Origin of the sequence: Wolbachia endosymbiont (group A) of Udea olivalis, assembly GCF_964028365.1 — a bacterium.
Lineage (GTDB): Bacteria > Pseudomonadota > Alphaproteobacteria > Rickettsiales > Anaplasmataceae > Wolbachia > Wolbachia pipientis.
The window spans coordinates 1,035,974-1,053,622 of record NZ_OZ034773.1; the positions used below are offsets into that span (position 1 = coordinate 1,035,974).

Below are 17,649 nucleotides of genomic sequence, written 5' to 3' on the forward strand. Positions count from 1 at the left end.
CGTCATACCACCGCGAACCGTCATACCGCGATTCATTCCACAACTGTACGAACATTGCGATTTGGGCCTACCAGAAGGGTGTCATGAAAGTAGCTGACACTGGTTCCTTTATGACGGTGTCATCCCAGTGCCCTGACTACTTGGATCCAGGAAACTTAATTGCAAGTAATGCATTGGGTTTGGTGAGTATGGGTTTTGCGTTATAGAATGAAGCACTTTTGGTGAATTTGTAAAGAAAACTGGATTCCAGTGTCAAGCACTGGAATGACAAGTTCTCGGCAACCCCTACGTCATCCCGTCACGGTATCTCTTAGCCGCTAACACGTAGCGGAATGACGATTGTCGGTAAATCTAAGTTACTGTAGCTATAAAGGCTTTCACAACAACCTATTTTCCTTGAAACTAAAATAGCTACTGAATGTAATAATAATGTGGTCTATTAATTCTATTCCTATACTTTGGCAAGCTTCTGCTAGTTGTCTAGTGAGAGATATATCGCTATTTGAAGGTTGTGTATCTCCGCTTGGATGATTGTGAGATATTACAATGGATGTTGAACCAATCAAAAGTGCGCGCTTGATGATCTCTCTGACATAAAGAGGAGTTTGATCTACTGTACCAATATTTTGCAGGTCTTCCGCTATTAGACGATACTTTTTATTCATATAGATGACACGAAAATTTTCCTTATTGAGGCTTCCTATACTTATTCTTAAATAATCAAGCAATTTTTCCCAGTTATCGATTACAGGCAGGTTTTTTATTTCTTCTCTTGCAGAACGAACAAAGGCTTGTTTTACACAAAAGATGGCAGATATCGCTGCATTGCTGACATCATCAACGTTTTGCAGCGCTTCCAGGTCAGCATTAAAAACTTTATTCAAACTGCCAAAATTTTCTATCAAACTCTTTGCTATCGGCTTTACATCAATTCTACTGTATGCTGAATATAAAATGTGCTCTAAAACCTCATAATCAAGTAATGATTGTCCATTATCTAAAATAATTTTCTCCCTTAGGCGCTTTCTATGCCCCTTTTTGTAATTTTTCATCATCAATGAATTGCTTATCTCTTGTATAATAAGAAATTAGATTTTTAAGTAAAATATTTAATAAAGCGCATGACGCACAATTGTAAGAACATTCATTTTTAAAGACAGCAAATGGTGTCATGAAAGTAGCTGAGACACTGTCCTCCTTTGTCATACGAGTAGCTGACACTGGTTCCTTTACGACGGCAGTGCCCAGAGGTGTCATCCCAGTGCATGCACATAGTGCAAAAAATTAAAAATAAGACGCCAATACGTAATACTGTTGTCGTTTAATCTGCACAGATTGAAGATAAATGAATACCTTCAGTATCATGATAAAGGGGCTGGCGAAGGGTGTCAAGTAGTTTTTAGCTCTGCCTTCTAAGGCTTTTACTCGTGACAACCACTGTGGCTGCGATCTTATCGTGCCAAGTTTGACAGCGTTTGTTGAAATTTGACCATAAAAAGCCCAAGAACAATGGTGCAACTGACAATATAAAGGAAAAAAATCTCTTTGTTGCTTGTTTTAGGGTCATCTTTTCGAAAGTTTGTGCATCCACAACTCTAAGCCCAAATAATAGTTTTCCAGGTGTAGTAGCAAACTTTACCCACATATATATTACATAGCAAAAGAGCATAATAAACTGGACTATTTGATTTAGGATTAGTAATTTTATAAGTCTACTCTGCGTTGTCTTTTCTTCCGCAGACAGTGGTGCTTGCATTGGGGATTTTGCAGCAATTTGACTTAATATTTTGCTATCCTCTGAGTTCATAAAGAGCTGATTTAAGGCTTGGCTGCAAAACTGCAAGAACAAAACGATAATAATCAAATCAAGCAATACTGATATATAGCGCCTGAGGCCCGTTACATAACATATCCCATTTTCATCTTTCTTTACCTTTTGAATAACATTTATAGAAGAAAAAATAGAAAATAAACGATTAAAAAATTTATGTAACATATATATACTTTCCAATATTTAACGTGCCCCTGGCCGGACTTGAACCAGCATGCTTTTGCAAGCAACAGATTTTGAGTCTGCCGTGTCTACCATTCCACCACAGGGGCATTAAGTTTTAATGCTATAGGCAACACGGAATTAGTCAAATTTTTTTGCCTTTACATCTTTCAAATGAGGACTAAATATTCTACAATAATCAACAGTTACTCTCAAAACTTAAAATGAATGAATTAGCCAATCTCCTCAGTTCAAGAAGTGTAGATAAGGAAATATGTAAATTACCGCATAATTTAGAAGCTGAACAGATGCTTATTGGTGCAATGATTCGTGATAATAGAATCTGTGATGCAGTTGAAGACACAATTACAGCAGAAAATTTCTATGATCCACTGCATCAAAGTATTTTTACGCAAATATCTAAAACCAGGAAACACGGTATAGTTGCCAATGAACTGAGCCTCAAAATGTTTTTTGAGAACGACCAAGCGTTTACCGAGTGTGGCGGGGTAGAGTACTTAGCAAAGCTTGCAGCGAAGGCAAGTATTGCACTTGATATTTATAGTTTGACTAGAATAATCCGTGATACTTACTTAAGGAGATGTTTAATTAAGCTCGGGCAAGAAATAGTTGGTGATAGCTACAACTACGATATTGAAAATCCTGCACAGGCGCAAATTGAACAAGCAATGACAAAATTGTTCAATTTGGCAGTAAAAAAACAAGGTGAGAAAACATATATAAAACTTGCAAGTTCAATTAAAGATGTAGTTGAGAAGATCAGCACACTGAAAAATAATCCAGAAGCGCTAGGCGTTACAACCGGACTTCAAGATCTAAATCAGCTTCTTGGTGGTCTACAAAAATCTGATTTATTAATTTTAGCTGCAAGGCCTTCTATGGGTAAAACAGCATTGGCGCTAAACATTGCACTTAATGCTTGTAAGATGTTGCAAAAAAGAGCAGATAAACAACACCATGTAGCGTTTTTCTCACTTGAAATGTCAGCAGAGCAATTAACTGCAAGGCTGATCACTATAGATTCAGGGATTAGTTATTATAAGGCATTAACCGGGAGAATTAGTGATTTTGAATTGCATGAATTTATCAATACTAGTACAGAATTATCTGAACTGCCTTTCATCATAGATGACACCCCTGCGCTATCAATTAGTGCCCTTCGCACCAGAATACGCTTGCTGTATCAATTATATAATGTAGAAGTGGTATTCATTGATTATTTGCAGCTAATCAGAGGAACAACAAAAAGGAGTAATGAAAATAGAGTGCAAGAAATCTCGGAAGTGACGCAGGGTTTGAAAGCAATTGCAAAGGAGCTAAATATTCCCATTGTTGCACTATCTCAGCTCTCTCGTTCTGTTGAGCAGAGGGATGATAAAAAACCACAACTTTCTGATTTACGTGATTCAGGGAGCATAGAGCAAGACGCAGATATAGTAATGTTTCTCTATAGAGAAGAGTATTATGAACTAAGAAAACAGCCAAATGAAGGAAACAATAAACATCGGGAATGGCAAGAGAAAATGGAAAAAATTAGAAACATTGCAGAGCTCATTATTGCAAAGCAGAGAAATGGACCAATTGGCAGTGTGAAGCTATATTTTGACTCTAACAGAGGTGCATTCAAAGATTACACGGAAAGGCATAGTTCATAGCTTGGCAGCAATCTTCTTGTTCCCAAGTTCATTGATTATTTTTTTATGTAAAGATAGCTTGACAATTTCTTAAAAATCCTTTTATATATGGTATTATATTTTATAATACGTGAGATGATGAATAAAAACAATGTACCCTATTATATAGCTGGAACTCTGGCTGCTTTAACTTTATTAGCATCTGGAGTGTTTGCTGCAGCTCCTTATATTGGTTTCTTAGCTCCAGTTGCAGCATTAAGTGTTGGCCTTCCATTTATTATTGGTGGTACTGTATTTTCTGCTGTAGCTATTGCACTTTCGTATGCAGCAGTTAGTAAGAACAAAACTATTTCTGAGAAGGAAGCTCAGCTTTCTGATGAAAAAAGTAAAGTAGAAGCTAAAGGTAAAATAATTTCTGAGAAAGTAAAAGAAATATCCGAAAAAAATACTCAACTGGCTAATCAAGCAAAAGAGATAGAAGATAAAGATAAAACTATTTCTGAGAAAGATCGGGAGATTTTTAGAATGAAAAATGAGTTGGCTGCAACCAGAAGGATTAATGCTTCTCAGGCAGGTAATGCGGTAGAATTTGATAGCATAAACCAGCAGCTTACTAAGAGAGATTTCGAAGTACAAACTCAAGAGCAAGCCATTATTTCACAAGCAAAAGGGAAATTTAATAGTGTTGGAAATAAATTAAAAAATATTTATGATACTATGCCATCAGCTGAGTTTGCAAAGGATATCAAAACAGCATCTGAAAAAGCATTTACTTCTACAAAAGAAGCATTTATTAGTGGTCGTGTAACTCGTATTGTTAAAGATGGCTTAAAAGATGTTTATGGTACGTCATTTGAACCAGTAAAAAGTGCACTTAATAGCTTTGGAAGCAGCTTGAAAAACACTTGTGATACATCAATTGAGTCAGCAAAAGGGACAATTAGTAGTGTTGGAAATAAATTAAAAAATGTTTATGATACTATGCCATCAACTAAAATAGAATTTTCATGGGTCTCAGAAAAATTTTCACCATACTGGAATAGTGTTAAAAACTTGATGTTTGGTAATAAGGCAGATCAAGCAAGTGGTGCTAGTCAACTTTCAAGTGAATCTCAAGGTAATGGTATTGTTATTCCAGAGGGGGCAAAGCTAGAGCTTTCTCCAATATTATTTGATTTTTTGTTTAGAGAAAAACAGAAGATGGTAAGGCAATTTTTAAGAGAGCAAACTGATGAAAAAAAGAATGTGGCTACACAAGAAAATTTAAAAACTGAGACTCCTAGCCAGGAAAATCAGATGAATATTGATAACGTTCCTAAGCAACCTGATCATTTAAATGTTGATGCTGCTAAAAGTTATTTAATGAGTCTTTCTGAGGATCAGGATGTATTTTATGATGCAGAATCTGGTGATGAAAAAGGTACTGAGATTTCTAGCCCAGAAAGTCAGCCAACTAAAGAAGAAAATGGTCAAGGCTGGTTTGCATGGAGCCTAGGAAAGGTTAAGTCGGCAATGACTGAAGTAGTAGTGATAGGTGCTGATGTTACTAAACCATATTGTGCTAAAGTAACTAAGGCACTTGCCACCTAACTTGAATATGTAGACAGCGGTGTGCACCGTCGTTAACTAAAGATAATCCCATCCAGGAGAAATAGTTTTTACACTATTTCTCCTCTTTAGCATCAACCCTCAAAAAAACCGGCGTAGGTTTAGGCAATGTTATGCCTGAACTTACGCACGCGTCGCACAAAGATTTTAAATCTCGTTGTTCTTTCGGAATTTGCAGTTGATTTAGTATCATCTCTGCTGACTTGGGAACGATTGGCTGCAATAAAATGCCTATTATCCTGATATATTCCAGTAACTTGTAAATTACTAAATTCATGCGCTCTCTGTCAGTTTTGCTTAGTGTCCAGGGTGCACTTTTGTCTATGTAGGCATTTGCTTCAGAAGAGATGTTGATGATTAGAAGTATGATATGGTTAAATTCATACTTTGATAGGTGATTCATCACTTGATCGAGTATAGCTTTGCAACCTGGAAGACTTTCTTCACCTTTAAGTAGGCTTTGATCGATTGTTGGTACAATTCCAGAACATTGCTTGTGTAAAAATGAAATTGTTCTTTGCACTAAATTGCCTATGTTGTTTGCCAGTTCTGAATTTATCCGGCTGATCATATTTTTCTTACTAAAGTTGCCATCTTGGCCGAAGCTTGCTTCCCTGAGGAGAAAATAGCGTAGCTGATCAACACCAAACTCTTGAGCGAGGCCAATTGGATCTATGACATTACCAAGGGACTTGGATATTTTCTCTCCCTCGTTCAACCACCAACCATGAACTGCAATTTGTTTTGGCAGTGGTAGGTCTGCTGCAAGGAGAATCGCTGGCCAATATACAGCATGAAAGCGCAATATGTCTTTACCGATTACATGAACGTTGAAAGAGTTGTCAGCTAGGTTTGCAGCGCTTGACACTGGAATCTGCGTTTTCCCTTGGTTTGGTGTCATTCCACTGCTTGACACTGGAATCTGTGTTTCTGGTTCTGCCCAAAACCTCTTATATTCCTCACCTTCAGTACTAGGTAAACCTATTGATGTAAGATAATTGGTTAATGCATCTATCCAGACATAGATTACGTGTTTGTCATTACCTGGTACTTTTATTCCCCAGTTAAAACTAGTGCGAGAGATTGAGAGGTCAATGAGCCCTGATCTTACAAACGATATCACTTCATTTCTTCTGCTCTCAGGAAAGATAAAACTTGGCTGATTTTTATAGAGTTCCAGTAATTTGTCTTGCCAGTTTGACAAGCGAAAAAAGTAGCTCTCTTCTTTTATCCACTGAACTTCTGCGCCTGTTGGTGCTTTGCCATCTATCAGCTCTGATTCCTGATAAAATGCTTCATCACGAACTGAATACCAACCCGAATAGGAATCCAAATATATTTGCCCTCTCTCTTCAAGTCTATTCCATAAAGCTATAACTGCTTTTTTGTGACGTTCCTCCGTAGTGCGAATAAAATCGTCATACTCAAAATTCATGAACTTAGCCAATTCTTTAAATGAAACGCTCACATCATCTGTAAATTCTTTTGGCTGCATTTCCTTTGCTTTAGCTGCTTTTTCTATTTTTTGTCCATGTTCATCTGTACCGGTGGTAAATTTGACATTTTTCCCAGCTAGTTTCATGAACCTTGCCACCACGTCACACAAGAGAGAAGTGTATGCATGACCAATATGCGGCTTATCGTTTACGTAATATACTGGCGTGGTGATGTAAAAGTTCTCGAATTGTTCCATGGTTTAGCATTTTGATAAAAATCAACTGAGTTAATTATAGTATTAAAAAGGCAGTAATAAATAAATATTGATTGGGTTAAGCATAATTTTTGAAAAAAGCTATTTACTGAAATTTTATTAAAATAAGAAACAATCAGGCATGATTATTGAAAGAACAATGAGAAATTTTCTTGTAATTCTATTTATAGTTTTCTATGCATTTGATGCACACGCTGATGGAGCAACAGATGTAATGTGTAATGTAATAGGTTACGTTCATGGAATAGGTGGACCAATGATTACAGTGGTAATAATTGGTTCAAGCTTACTTGCAATATTTGGCAGAATGCCTTGGCCTGCACTTTTCGCACTGGGTATGTTTGTTGCTGTGTTTTTTGGTGCTCCTCAAATTGTAACAAAGGTAACAGAAAAAGAAGTTTGTTGTCTTTTTAAAGGTCAAACCTTGGAGAATGGAAAGTGTGTTGCTGCTCCTGGATATGAACGTGTAGGTACAGGTTATGCTTGTCGTTCCGGTTGGGCGCTAACTAATAAAGGCTACTGTATAAAAGCTGGCCAAGATCCTTCAAAGTATTGGAAGTGAAAATGGTGCTTTTATAGAGTTAAATCTAACAAACCGCAGAGTATATAATTAACATCCACGCCTTTAGTTAGATTCCACTCACGCTTTATTACGTTGTACTCCATGCCAGCCATGTTTTGCAGCGTTACATTATTTTCTCTTAAGTGATTTGCAATTTCTGACGGCTTGAGAAATTTATTCCAGTTATGTGTACCTTTTGGCAGCCAATTTAATATGTACTCTGCACCAATTATTGCAAGGCAGAAGGATTTGATAGTTCTATTTATTGTGGATATAAAGATTAACCCCTCCGGTTTTAGCAGTTCTATCGCTTTTTTCATGAAAAGCTCTAAATTATCCACATGTTCAACTACTTCCATCAACAGAACCACGTCGTACTTCTTGTCATTGCTTAGCTCTTCAATGCTGGTGTGTATATATTCTATATTTAACCCTACTTTTTTTGCATGTGAATGCGCTACTTTTATGTTTTCTTCACATACATCTATTCCCACAACGTTAATGCCAACGCGTGCCATTGACTCTGACAAAATGCCACCACCACACCCGACATCAAGCAATGATAATTCTTTTAAATTGCATTTTTTTAACTCTTTTATTTTCTCAATAATGTAAGATACTCTAACAGGATTCATCATGTGCAATGGTTTGAATTTGCCGTTCTCATCCCACCACTGGCCTGCCATTTTAGCGAATTTTGATATTTCATCTTCGTTATAAGTTTTTGTTTTTTTTTTCTTAGAGGTTATATTGCTGAGTTTATCAAGGCGTTTTTTATGTCTGCTTTCTTTTGAAAATTCTGTTTCGAGGAATTGTTTGACTATGTCTTTTGCTAATCCACTCGCAGTAAACCCTGCACCAAGACACAGTACATTTGCGTTGCCATGCTCGCGAGCTAATTTTGCGATCTCAACACTGTTACATAAAGCAGCGTAGATTCCTTCAAAACGATTTGCCACAGTACTCATGCCCAAACCTGTACCACAAATTAATATCCCATAATTTGCTTTTTTGCTTGTTATATCTTCTACAACTTTAACAGCATAGTTTGGGTAATCTACACACTTTTGCTTAGCAGTGCAGCCTTGATCTACTACTCTGTAACCTAGGGCTTCCAGGTAAGGTTTTATTTCTGATTTTAATTCATAACCAGCATGATCTGAGGCAATTGATACTATACCTAACATATAAGAAATAAGGACATTTTATATGGGTTTGAACTTTCTGTCAAGTCATTCAATGCTTCTGACCTTTTGGGAGTTCTAAAGCTATAGCTAAGGTTTTCCTACGTCATACCGCAATTCATTCCACAACTGTACGAACATTGTGATTTGAGAATAATCTCCGCCAGGAAGGGTGTCATCCCAGTGCTTTGGCACTGAGATCCAGAAAACTTAATTTTAAATAAGTACACCAGATAGCTGTATAATAAGAACTGGATTCCAGTGTCAAGCACTGGAATGACACCTTCTGTATAAATATTAAGAAATTTACCAAACGAAAAAAAAGGCAAAAGAAGCCCCGTGGTTGGCTAATTACTTACATTATACTTTCAAGTATGGCGTTTTTTTATTCTAAACACTTAATAACCGCGATTTAGCTGCTTTTAAGCTGCAACTAATCTAAATTATAAACGTTAAGAAATTTACTAAACAGAAAAAAAGGCAAAAGAAACCCTAGGGTAGCTAGTTATTCACTATCCATTTTTTAAGTTGGCGTTTTTTAATGTTTTAAATGCTTTATAAGCGTATTTCAGCTTGTGTAGGTCAAAACCCGGAAATTTGATAAAGACATAAGGTGCACATAGTGCAAAAAATTAAACATGAGACGCCAGATACGTTGAGTTTTTTTGTCATTTAATCTGTACAGAGAAGATAAATAAATAGCTTCAGTTTCATGATAAGGGCGCTGGCGAGGTTTGTCAAGGAAGTTTTTTGTTTCTGTGGGCTACCTGGATGACAGGATTGCTCTTGAATTTGTATAGCTACATTGTCGGTAAATCTAAATTGCTTTAGTTATAGAAATAAATTTCGAGTCAGATGTGTATAAATTCTATATAATTTTTATCCTACTACTAATTTAACAAGATGGATCATATAGATATTATAAAATCAAAATTATTATTATCCGACATAGTAGGTAAAAAAGTCAGATTAATAAAAAGAGGAGATAGTTTTGTTGGGCTCTGTCCATTTCATAACGAAAAAACCCCATCTTTTTCGGTGAGCAATACTAAGGGGTTATATTACTGTTTTGGTTGCTTGGCTAGTGGTGATGCATTTGAATTTATTTCACAAACTGAAGGATTAAGCTTTAAAGAAGCATTGGAAAAATTAGCATCGGTTACAGGTGTTGAACTGCCCAAAAATCTTAGTATTACAAAAGAGGACAATAAACTATTTTTAGCGCTTGATTTAGCTGCAAATTGGTTTGCACAAAAAAATCAAGGTGTTGTAGATTATTTAAAGCAGCGTAAGATTTCACCTAAAATCATAGATAAATTTAAGATAGGTTATGCACCAAGCTCTGGTTTGAAAGAGTATTTAAACTCTTCAGGTATTGAAGACAGAATTTTGATTGATATTGGATTAGTAAACAAAAATTTTCATGATTATTTTTATGACCGGCTGATATTTCCTATACAGAGCATTGCAGGGAGAGTTATTGGTTTTGGCGGACGTGTGCTAAGTTCTGAGCAACAGCCGAAATATTTAAACAGTCCAGAGAGTCAGCTCTTTAAGAAGAGGGAGAATTTATACGGATTAAACTTTGCTTTAAGCGAAATACGTAAAAAACAGCACATACTCGTTGTTGAAGGATATATGGACGCTATAGCGCTACATCAAGCAGGAATTAGTAATGCAGTTGCTCCGCTTGGTACCGCAATTTCTGCAGAGCAGATAAAAAATCTATGGAGATTTGCTAAAGAAATCTCCATCTGTATGGATGGCGATAGTGCTGGACGTCATGCTGCTACTCGAGTTGCAGAACTTGCTCTGCCAATATTAGAGCCTGGATACACGTTAAAGTTTGTGACTTTGCCAAGTAATAAAGATCCATACGATATATGTAACGAACTGGCATACAAGAAAGAAGACGTGTTGACTGCTCTTGACCATTCAACAAAACTGCATTCTGAATATTTATGGCATCACATAATCGATAGCAATTTGCAAAATTATGAAAAACTTGCTCCGGAAAAATATTCAATTCTTGAGCACAAGTTCATGGAATATGTAAATACTATTAGCAACAGCAGTATTAGAAGGTATTACAGAGATTATTTTTACAATAAGGCTAGTGAACTAAGAAGTAGCTTCAAAAAACAGATTTTTAATAGTAAAACTGGAGCAACAAAAGGTGAGTATCTTCATAACAAATCTCCAGAGCTAATTGAAGCAGAGCAAAATCAGGCCGTAATTTTGCGTATAGCCGTAGAATTTCCTGAAATTTTGAACCGTCCTATATTTTTTGAGCAATTTTCTCATTTTGAATTTACTAATGAGATGAAAAGATTACAACAGCGTGTAATTGATGTAATAAGTAACAAAAGCAAACTCGATAAAGAGGCTTTGTTACAAGAATTGAAACAGTTTAACGTTATAAAGTATGTATTTGAAAAAACTAGTGTACTAAATAGCCAACTGAACGAGAGAAAATCTGCAGAAATTGTGTGGAATAATATAGTGTTACTAAAAGAATTAAATGCATTACGAAAAGAAAGAACCGAAGCGAGGCTGAGCGGTAATCTTGACTTAGAAGAAAGGTTAATAGAACAAATAGAGCAAATAGAAAGTAGTATACAAGAAATGCAAATGGAGTTTATTGAAAAGTAGATATCGTCTCGTTAGTCAACAAGAAAATTACAAAATAAGACAATATTTTACATAAGATTGAAATTTTTAACTAATTAAGCCTTCCTCCAACAGCTTTGCCCTGTAGTTTTTGATATGGTTAGGATCACTTGAAAATGTATAATTTTTGTAGTTAGCTCTGCTATGCATATAAAGCTTACTATTGACTTTTATCACATTATCTCACATTATCTCACATAATATGCATGTGAGAAGAATATGAACTGGAAGAATTTTCGTCTTAGTACACGTCTCAACCTAGAAGGGCCTGTAATTGAACAAGTGTACGAGTTAATTACTGCAGTTGATAGTGTTAAAAATAGCTGGCAGATAACGAAAAAACTACTACCACAAACAATTGAAAGATTAACTCATTCAGTTATTGTTACATCTTCTGGCGCTTCTAACCGTATTGAAGGAAATCGTCTAACCGATAAAGAAGTTGAGGATCTATATAAAAACCTACGTGTCAAAAAATTTAAAAATAGAGATGAGCAAGAAATTGCTGGCTACTTAGAAATGCTTACACTAATATTTCATGATTATACGGATATTCCAATTAGTGAGTCATCAATATTGCACATTAACAACCAGATGCTACTTTATAGTGAAAAAGATTTGTATCATAGAGGAAAATACAAAGCAAGTTCTAATAGAGTTGAGGCAAAAGATCAGAATGGAAAAGTTGTTGGTATAATTTTTGATCCCACACCACCTTACCTTGTTAGAAAGGAAGTACAAGAGCTTATTGATTGGTATCACTGGTCCTTAAATAATAAATTTAAGCATCCTCTTATTATTGTTGCTAACTTTGTTTTTGAGTATCTGGCAATACACCCTTTTCAAGATGGAAATGGCAGAACTAGTAGATTGATGACTAATTTAATGCTGTTGCAGCAGGGTTATGATTTTGTATCTATTGTATCACATGAAAAGATAATTGAAACTAACAAACTTGATTACTACTTAGCGCTTAATAAAACACAAAGTAGCTGGAAAAGTGGCAAAGAAGATATTTCCCCGTGGTTAATATTTTTTCTTAATGTACTCAAAACGCAAGCAAATGAGGCGCATTATATTCTTGAGAGGGAGAATACTGAATATTTATTATCAAGAAAACAATTGTTCTTCTGGGAATGGGCACTTAGCCTTGCAGATAAAGAATTTAGTAGAAAAGATGCTATAGAAGCTCTAGGATTTCCTCCAAGAACAGTAGAGGCAATTACAAAGAAACTGCTAGGGATGAAATACTTACAGCGTCTTGGAGAAGGCAAAGCCACTAGATATAAAGTTATTATTTAAAAGTTTTAGTATATTTTTCAAGATTTTTTTAAATCCAGTCTTATGCACAACTTTGTTTGCAATTTTACATTTTTATTCGATTAAAAATTGCATTTTAGCAATAAAAAACTTACTTATTGTAGGAAAATCTTGTGTTTGTTCTCATATAAAACTATTTATGGAGTGACAATGGTACATGTATTATACTTACATTTCTGATTCGAAAATTTATGCAGTTGTTTCTAACAAGATTGGTCAACAAATTCTATTGTTTAAAGGTGAGAAACAAAGTAATCATCATTTCCAGTATTGCTTTTATTCTACTGTTTTTTATCAGCAGTGCATTTTTAAAAAAAGATCAGGCGGTTCATAGCGATAATGCAACTAGTAGCTTTTCAGTAAAAACTCAAGAATGTGCGCCGCAAAACCGCACTATATATTTAAATTTTTCTGGTACAGTAAATCCCTTACATAGAGCTAGCCTTGTCTCAAAAATAAGTGGTAAGATTATTGCTATTTATTTACCTGATGGTGAAAAGGTAAAAAGAGATGATGTAGTGTTAAAGATAGAAGATTATGACAGGATTGAGCAAGCTCAGAAAGCCAAAGCTTTATTAAAGCAGCGTGAAATTGAGTATGATTCCTCTCACAAACTGAATAAAAAAGGCTATGGGGCACAAATACAAGTAGAAGCAGCTTTTACTGCGTTACAAAGTGCAAAAGCTGACCTAAAAAGGCTAGAATTGGATTTAGAAAATACTGCAGTCACATCTCCTATAGATGGTTATATTGATAAAATCAATGCAAACGAAGGGGATTTTGTTAATGCTGGGCAAAAAATAGCTGACGTGGTTAATTTCGATCAAATTCTTGTGGTGTTATACGTTTCGGAAAATGAAGTAAGTAAAATAGAGCTAGGCAGCACAGCTCAAATTAATTTACTGGACGGAAAAGAATTGGCAGGTGAAGTAAGTTTTATTAGTAAAATTGCTGAGCCTAAAACTGGGTCTTATAGGGTAGAGGTAAAGGTAACTAATAATAAAATGATATCCTTGCAGGGATTAACTGCCAACGTAAGACTACCTTCAGGCGAAAGATTTGCATATAAAATTCCTTCTTCAGCCCTGAGCTTAAGTGACGAGGGTGCTCTTGGAATAAAGATTGTTGATGACAATAATTATGTAGTATTTGCACCAATAGAAATTGTTGATCATGAGAGCGATGGGGTTTGGATAGTAGCAAATAACGAAGATAAACCCATAAAGTTAATAGTATTGGGCCACCTATTTGTTAAGCCTGGTGATAAGGTTTAAGACATAAGATCCTTTGACCTTACCCAGAAAAAGTGGAGAGAAAGTGTGGAATGTTTTTTACAAAAAGAATGATGCATCAAATTGTTCTGGAACGCAATAGTTAATAGTGACGTTGTTTGTTATAAAAAATTTCTATGTATTCAAATATTGCAGTTCTAGTTTGTTGAGCAGAGTGTTGTGAAGTATCAATAAGTATTTCTCTTTTCAATGAGCTAAAGAAGCTTTCTGCAACAGAATTGTCGTAACAACAGCCTTTATTACTCATCTATATTCTTTACAGCTAAGAGATATTGATACCCTTGCGCAGTATATTGTGAACCTTGGTCACTGTGCAGCAGTAGATTTTTAACAGGTTTACGCCTATTAATGGCCATTAATAAAGAGTTCATAACCAATTGTTTATTTATTGCACTACTCATTAACTACCATACGTGAGAATTATTGCTGCCAAATATAGCCATCCCTCCTTGGTTTTGATGTAAGTAATCCCATACTTTATTTGGTTGATCAACAATAAAGTTTTGATCTAGTATATTGGGAGCTACAGCTCTATTATCTGTTTGTTGTTTTTTAATTTTAAACTTTCTTCTCAGTATAGCCCTGATGTCATTTTTCTGCATAATACTTTGCACCGTTTTCAAATTGCAACTTTTACCCAAAGCCTTCAATTCAGCATGAATTTTAGGAGCTCCATATCTACATTTAGAAGCTTGATATATTTTTTGAATATCTGCTAATAACTCTTTATTTGCTGATTCTCTACTGCTTATTTTTCTTGTGGTCCACTTATAGTAGCCACTAGCAGAAAATCCTACATAATTCCTGTACTTTATAGCAGTTACTATATAAAAAAATATTTTACTCTTTTTGACTGGCCAGGGCTTTTTTTTTAATGTCTCTTTCCCTTGTTACTCTTGCTTTGTAAATCAAACCTCTCTTTGTCGTAAGGAGCCATGTTACCTCTACCTGGAAATGCATCTGCTGCCGACTTTTTTTCGTTGTGTTTCTTCATCCATTTTCCTAATACACTATCCCTTATTCCTAGATCTCTTGCTACTTTTGCAACTGGTTGACCTACCTTTCTTTGTTCATTTGTCAGCTTAACAGCTTCCAATTTGAATTCTGCCGTATATTCTCTTACCATTTCTAATCCTCCAAAATTTTATTTTACCCGAAAAAACTCCTTTCTTTCTCTCCACTTTTTCTGGGTAAGGTCATGCAGCTTTTGGGTAATTTAATGGTAAAAATTTTAGAGAGAAATTTTATACACTATCGCTGACATTTTTCCTTAAGTTGACGCCATTGTCTGTTCAGCTAAGCGGTGTGAGAGACAATATAGCTAAACTGACTTAGATTTACCGACAATTTGAAAAACCGTCATCCCGCTACGTGTTAGCGCCGCGGCGGTATGACGTAGGGAGATCTCTACTGCTATTTCACGTCAAGAACAACCATAAGTTCATTAGGGTTCACATAACCTAAAGCATTTTTTGCTTGCTCATCAAGCAGATCTAAATCTAAGCTTTTTTCATATAAGCCAAATACTTTGTTGTCCAACTTTTCCTTTTCAGAAGAGACATCCTTTAGCAAAAGTTTATTGTACTCGATTTCTTTTTTTAAATCGATTAACGTCAATAAGCCACGTTTACCTGTAATTGTGCTAATGCTGAAATATAATGTAAGGGAAGAAATGAGTAAGGCTGCGCTTAAACACAGTAACTTTTGCTTCTTTTTAGATATAAGCACCGTACTTTCACATATAAAAAATATATAACATGAAAAGGTGAACAAAAAGCTAAGAACCTTGACGCGCTTTACACCTTGGCTTTACCTTATTTATAATGTAAATCTTACCACCCCTTTTCACAACTTTACAATTTTTATCTCTGTTACGATGAGATTTTAGCGACCCTTTGACTTTCATATCTATAGTAAGAATTAAATTACTTTACATTATAATCACTTATCAAGAGTTAGTCAATTGATAACATTTTATTAAAATATTGTATAATTGTTGCTGATACTTCTTCGATCGACTTTTGCGTGACATCGATAATTGGCCAGTTATTCTGTTTAAAGAGCTCCTCTGCTTCTTTAATTTCCTTTTCTACTTTCTCAGGGTTAGCATATATATTATTATCTTCGTTGTTAATTGAAGTAAGTCTATTTTTGCGTATTTCTATTAGCCTACTTACGTCTATTGTTACCCCTATCGTTAGTTTATTTTTTAATTTTGCCAAGTCAACATAAAAGGGTACTCCACTAACAAAAGGAATATTTGCAACTTTATAGCCTCGGTAAGCTAAATACGTACTGGTGGGAGATTTTGATGTACGTGAAACTCCAACCAAAATTATATCTGCTTTATCAATATCTTGAATATTTTGTCCATCATCATGATTAATAGTGTAGTTTATTGCCTCAATGCGCTGAAAATATTCGTTATTTATCTCAGTATGCAAGTCAAGCTTTTCGTCTTTTTCAATTTCAAGATAGGACGAAATTTCTCTAATAATATGTGATAATATTGCTCTATAGGGAATTTTCAACTTTATACAGTTATCTTTTAAATATTTTCTTAGCTCATCATCAGTAATAGTGCATATAACAAAATTATGCTCATCACTTTTCCTATTAATTTCCTCCAGAATTTTGTCAATCTGCTCCTCTTTTTTCACAAAAGACCAAACATATTCGATCGTTTCTATAGAACGAAAGTGTTTCAGAGCTGATTTTGCAACTGATATAACAGTTTCACCACTTGAATCTGATACTAAGTGTAGATTAAGCTTTTTAAGGGTCATATACTAAAAATAATAGCTAGCAATCTGCTACTGAAATTATGCTAATTTGTTGACCTACGTAAATATAGAAAAACTATCCTGTTGATAAAACTCAAACTAATTGGTAAATTCTTAACACAATTATTCTCAAAACGAATGTTTTTATTAAAGCCTACAAATTTCTCTTATTTTTCTAAGAAAGCTCTACCTTGGCTTGGGGTTATTTGTTTCGCATGTTTTTTAATTGGAATGTCTTTGGCGTTATTCTTCTCTCCAGAAGATTATAAACAAGGAGAAATTGTACGAATCATGTACATTCATGTGCCTTCTGCATGGCTTGCTCTTGGAATATATGGATTAATTGCATCACTCAGTTTCATTTCATTGGTATGGAACAATAGCGTTGCTAGTGTCTTGGCACATGCTGCTGCTCCTGCAGGGACAATCTTTTCGGCAATATGTTTAATCACAGGCAGCATCTGGGGAAAAGGAACCTGGGGCACTTGGTGGGTATGGGATGCAAGACTTACTTCAATGCTGATTTTACTTTTCCTATATGTTGGCTACCTTTCATTGTGGAGCGCTTTTGATAATGAAGCGAGGGCAGAAAAATCAGCAGCAGTATTTGCCATCTTTAGTGCTATAAATATTCCTATAGTAAAATTTTCCGTGAATTTATGGTCCACTCTCCATCAGCCAGCAAGCATTTTGAGAAAAGGTGGAATAGCAATAGAAAGTTCCCTGCTGTTGCCACTGGTTGCAATGTTTATGTTTTGTGCCACATTTTTTTTAGTAGTGTGGATACTGTATTCACTTTACTTAATTAATTTATATAAGATAAAGAGAGAAATCAGTATGCGGTATTAGGTAGCTTTGTAAGTATACAGGT

20 protein-coding genes, 1 tRNA gene and 1 pseudogene are annotated in these 17,649 nt (G+C 35.2%); 9 read left to right on the top strand and 13 right to left on the bottom strand.

The features are described 5' to 3' along the window. The first annotated feature begins 83 nt into the window (after positions 1-83). The gene (locus ABWU32_RS04790) at positions 84-206 is read left to right on the top strand and encodes a hypothetical protein (RefSeq protein ID WP_255324787.1); all 123 of its coding nucleotides are present in this window, start codon (positions 84-86) and stop codon (positions 204-206) included. A 171-nt stretch (positions 207-377) separates the two neighbouring features. Here ABWU32_RS04790 and radC read toward each other — a convergent pair whose 3' ends face one another. From radC to ABWU32_RS04815, 4 genes are all read right to left on the bottom strand, one after another. Further along, positions 378-1,052, bottom strand: a complete 675-nt coding sequence (gene radC / locus ABWU32_RS04800) for a RadC family protein (protein ID WP_197907349.1) — start codon at positions 1,050-1,052, stop codon at positions 378-380. Then, positions 1,027-1,221, bottom strand: a complete 195-nt coding sequence (locus ABWU32_RS04805; RefSeq protein WP_155968352.1) for a hypothetical protein — start codon at positions 1,219-1,221, stop codon at positions 1,027-1,029. Before ABWU32_RS04805 ends, radC begins: the two co-directional genes overlap by 26 nt. A gap of 178 nt (positions 1,222-1,399) precedes the next feature. Next, positions 1,400-1,996, bottom strand: coding sequence for an RDD family protein (locus ABWU32_RS04810; protein WP_174516777.1), 597 nt, complete (start codon positions 1,994-1,996; stop codon positions 1,400-1,402). A 24-nt stretch (positions 1,997-2,020) separates the two neighbouring features. Continuing rightward, positions 2,021-2,103, bottom strand: a tRNA-Leu gene (locus ABWU32_RS04815). Between the two features lie 114 nt (positions 2,104-2,217). On the opposite strand from ABWU32_RS04815, the gene ABWU32_RS04820 reads away from it, so the two are divergent. Together ABWU32_RS04820 and ABWU32_RS04825 are read left to right on the top strand one after the other, a co-directional pair. Continuing rightward, positions 2,218-3,669: a replicative DNA helicase gene (locus tag ABWU32_RS04820; RefSeq protein ID WP_141456959.1), complete on the top strand. Its 1,452-nt coding sequence runs from the start codon at positions 2,218-2,220 to the stop codon at positions 3,667-3,669. 117 nt (positions 3,670-3,786) lie between these two features. Further along, on the top strand, positions 3,787-5,238 hold the full coding sequence (locus ABWU32_RS04825) for a hypothetical protein (protein WP_353278424.1): 1,452 nt from the start codon (positions 3,787-3,789) through the stop codon (positions 5,236-5,238). A gap of 73 nt (positions 5,239-5,311) precedes the next feature. Here the strand turns inward: ABWU32_RS04825 and metG are convergent, their stop codons facing one another. Further along, positions 5,312-6,949 carry a methionine--tRNA ligase gene (gene metG / locus ABWU32_RS04830; protein WP_353278426.1) on the bottom strand — a complete coding sequence of 546 codons (1,638 nt, stop codon included), beginning with the start codon at positions 6,947-6,949 and terminating at the stop codon, positions 5,312-5,314. A gap of 157 nt (positions 6,950-7,106) precedes the next feature. On the opposite strand from metG, the gene ABWU32_RS04835 reads away from it, so the two are divergent. Then, positions 7,107-7,529, top strand: coding sequence for a TrbC/VirB2 family protein (locus ABWU32_RS04835; RefSeq protein ID WP_233395601.1), 423 nt, complete (start codon positions 7,107-7,109; stop codon positions 7,527-7,529). A gap of 11 nt (positions 7,530-7,540) precedes the next feature. On the opposite strand, the gene ubiG is transcribed toward ABWU32_RS04835, so the two are convergent. Next, positions 7,541-8,716, bottom strand: coding sequence for a bifunctional 2-polyprenyl-6-hydroxyphenol methylase/3-demethylubiquinol 3-O-methyltransferase UbiG (ubiG, locus tag ABWU32_RS04840; RefSeq protein WP_015589098.1), 1,176 nt, complete (start codon positions 8,714-8,716; stop codon positions 7,541-7,543). 195 nt (positions 8,717-8,911) lie between these two features. Here ubiG and ABWU32_RS07960 point away from each other — a divergent pair. The 4 genes and pseudogenes from ABWU32_RS07960 to ABWU32_RS04855 form a co-directional block, all read left to right on the top strand. Further along, positions 8,912-8,998 (top strand): annotated as a pseudogene (locus ABWU32_RS07960) (WPE palindromic element domain-containing protein); the annotation flags it as partial. Between the two features lie 618 nt (positions 8,999-9,616). Continuing rightward, the gene (gene dnaG / locus ABWU32_RS04845) at positions 9,617-11,365 is read left to right on the top strand and encodes a DNA primase (protein ID WP_015589099.1); all 1,749 of its coding nucleotides are present in this window, start codon (positions 9,617-9,619) and stop codon (positions 11,363-11,365) included. Positions 11,366-11,602: 237 nt separating this feature from the next. Beyond that, positions 11,603-12,685: a Fic family protein gene (locus ABWU32_RS04850; protein WP_006280480.1), complete on the top strand. Its 1,083-nt coding sequence runs from the start codon at positions 11,603-11,605 to the stop codon at positions 12,683-12,685. A 209-nt stretch (positions 12,686-12,894) separates the two neighbouring features. Beyond that, a complete protein-coding gene (locus ABWU32_RS04855; RefSeq protein ID WP_174517006.1) occupies positions 12,895-13,977 on the top strand; it encodes an efflux RND transporter periplasmic adaptor subunit in 1,083 nt (360 codons plus the stop codon). A gap of 100 nt (positions 13,978-14,077) precedes the next feature. Here ABWU32_RS04855 and ABWU32_RS04860 read toward each other — a convergent pair whose 3' ends face one another. The 7 genes from ABWU32_RS04860 to ABWU32_RS04885 form a co-directional block, all read right to left on the bottom strand. Next, positions 14,078-14,242, bottom strand: a complete 165-nt coding sequence (locus ABWU32_RS04860) for an IS3 family transposase (RefSeq protein ID WP_010082072.1) — start codon at positions 14,240-14,242, stop codon at positions 14,078-14,080. Beyond that, positions 14,235-14,396: a DDE-type integrase/transposase/recombinase gene (locus ABWU32_RS07965; RefSeq protein ID WP_010082071.1), complete on the bottom strand. Its 162-nt coding sequence runs from the start codon at positions 14,394-14,396 to the stop codon at positions 14,235-14,237. Before ABWU32_RS07965 ends, ABWU32_RS04860 begins: the two co-directional genes overlap by 8 nt. A gap of 3 nt (positions 14,397-14,399) precedes the next feature. Next, positions 14,400-14,834, bottom strand: a complete 435-nt coding sequence (locus ABWU32_RS04865) for an IS3 family transposase (protein WP_151808064.1) — start codon at positions 14,832-14,834, stop codon at positions 14,400-14,402. 32 nt (positions 14,835-14,866) lie between these two features. After that, positions 14,867-15,121: a transposase gene (locus ABWU32_RS04870; RefSeq protein ID WP_353278418.1), complete on the bottom strand. Its 255-nt coding sequence runs from the start codon at positions 15,119-15,121 to the stop codon at positions 14,867-14,869. Between the two features lie 287 nt (positions 15,122-15,408). Next, the gene (locus tag ABWU32_RS04875) at positions 15,409-15,723 is read right to left on the bottom strand and encodes an FtsB family cell division protein (protein WP_015589100.1); all 315 of its coding nucleotides are present in this window, start codon (positions 15,721-15,723) and stop codon (positions 15,409-15,411) included. A gap of 49 nt (positions 15,724-15,772) precedes the next feature. Continuing rightward, positions 15,773-15,901: a type B 50S ribosomal protein L36 gene (gene ykgO, locus ABWU32_RS04880; protein ID WP_006279631.1), complete on the bottom strand. Its 129-nt coding sequence runs from the start codon at positions 15,899-15,901 to the stop codon at positions 15,773-15,775. A gap of 49 nt (positions 15,902-15,950) precedes the next feature. Beyond that, entirely contained in the window at positions 15,951-16,781 is an 831-nt protein-coding gene (locus tag ABWU32_RS04885) for a pyruvate, water dikinase regulatory protein (protein ID WP_015589101.1), read from the bottom strand. Positions 16,782-16,916: 135 nt separating this feature from the next. On the opposite strand from ABWU32_RS04885, the gene ccmC reads away from it, so the two are divergent. Continuing rightward, a complete protein-coding gene (ccmC, locus tag ABWU32_RS04890) occupies positions 16,917-17,627 on the top strand; it encodes a heme ABC transporter permease CcmC (RefSeq protein WP_015589102.1) in 711 nt (236 codons plus the stop codon). The last annotated feature ends 22 nt before the right edge of the window (positions 17,628-17,649 follow it).

What these genes read in the sequence shown, in the direction of transcription:
- ABWU32_RS04855 (WP_174517006.1), top strand. Translation starts at nt 12,895, where the DNA reads ATGCAGTTGTTTCTAACAAGATTGGTCAACAAATTCTATTGTTTAAAG.
- ABWU32_RS04790 (WP_255324787.1), top strand. Translation starts at nt 84, where the DNA reads ATGAAAGTAGCTGACACTGGTTCCTTTATGACGGTGTCATCCCAGTGC.
- ABWU32_RS04810 (WP_174516777.1), bottom strand. Translation starts at nt 1,996, where the DNA reads ATGTTACATAAATTTTTTAATCGTTTATTTTCTATTTTTTCTTCTATA.
- ABWU32_RS07965 (WP_010082071.1), bottom strand. Translation starts at nt 14,396, where the DNA reads ATGAGTAGTGCAATAAATAAACAATTGGTTATGAACTCTTTATTAATG.
- ccmC (WP_015589102.1), top strand. Translation starts at nt 16,917, where the DNA reads ATGTTTTTATTAAAGCCTACAAATTTCTCTTATTTTTCTAAGAAAGCT.
- ykgO (WP_006279631.1), bottom strand. Translation starts at nt 15,901, where the DNA reads ATGAAAGTCAAAGGGTCGCTAAAATCTCATCGTAACAGAGATAAAAAT.
- ABWU32_RS04825 (WP_353278424.1), top strand. Translation starts at nt 3,787, where the DNA reads ATGAATAAAAACAATGTACCCTATTATATAGCTGGAACTCTGGCTGCT.
- ABWU32_RS04860 (WP_010082072.1), bottom strand. Translation starts at nt 14,242, where the DNA reads ATGAGTAATAAAGGCTGTTGTTACGACAATTCTGTTGCAGAAAGCTTC.
- ABWU32_RS04835 (WP_233395601.1), top strand. Translation starts at nt 7,107, where the DNA reads ATGAGAAATTTTCTTGTAATTCTATTTATAGTTTTCTATGCATTTGAT.
- ABWU32_RS04885 (WP_015589101.1), bottom strand. Translation starts at nt 16,781, where the DNA reads ATGACCCTTAAAAAGCTTAATCTACACTTAGTATCAGATTCAAGTGGT.
- ABWU32_RS04820 (WP_141456959.1), top strand. Translation starts at nt 2,218, where the DNA reads ATGAATGAATTAGCCAATCTCCTCAGTTCAAGAAGTGTAGATAAGGAA.
- ABWU32_RS04870 (WP_353278418.1), bottom strand. Translation starts at nt 15,121, where the DNA reads ATGGTAAGAGAATATACGGCAGAATTCAAATTGGAAGCTGTTAAGCTG.
- dnaG (WP_015589099.1), top strand. Translation starts at nt 9,617, where the DNA reads ATGGATCATATAGATATTATAAAATCAAAATTATTATTATCCGACATA.
- radC (WP_197907349.1), bottom strand. Translation starts at nt 1,052, where the DNA reads ATGAAAAATTACAAAAAGGGGCATAGAAAGCGCCTAAGGGAGAAAATT.
- ABWU32_RS04850 (WP_006280480.1), top strand. Translation starts at nt 11,603, where the DNA reads ATGAACTGGAAGAATTTTCGTCTTAGTACACGTCTCAACCTAGAAGGG.
- ubiG (WP_015589098.1), bottom strand. Translation starts at nt 8,716, where the DNA reads ATGTTAGGTATAGTATCAATTGCCTCAGATCATGCTGGTTATGAATTA.
- metG (WP_353278426.1), bottom strand. Translation starts at nt 6,949, where the DNA reads ATGGAACAATTCGAGAACTTTTACATCACCACGCCAGTATATTACGTA.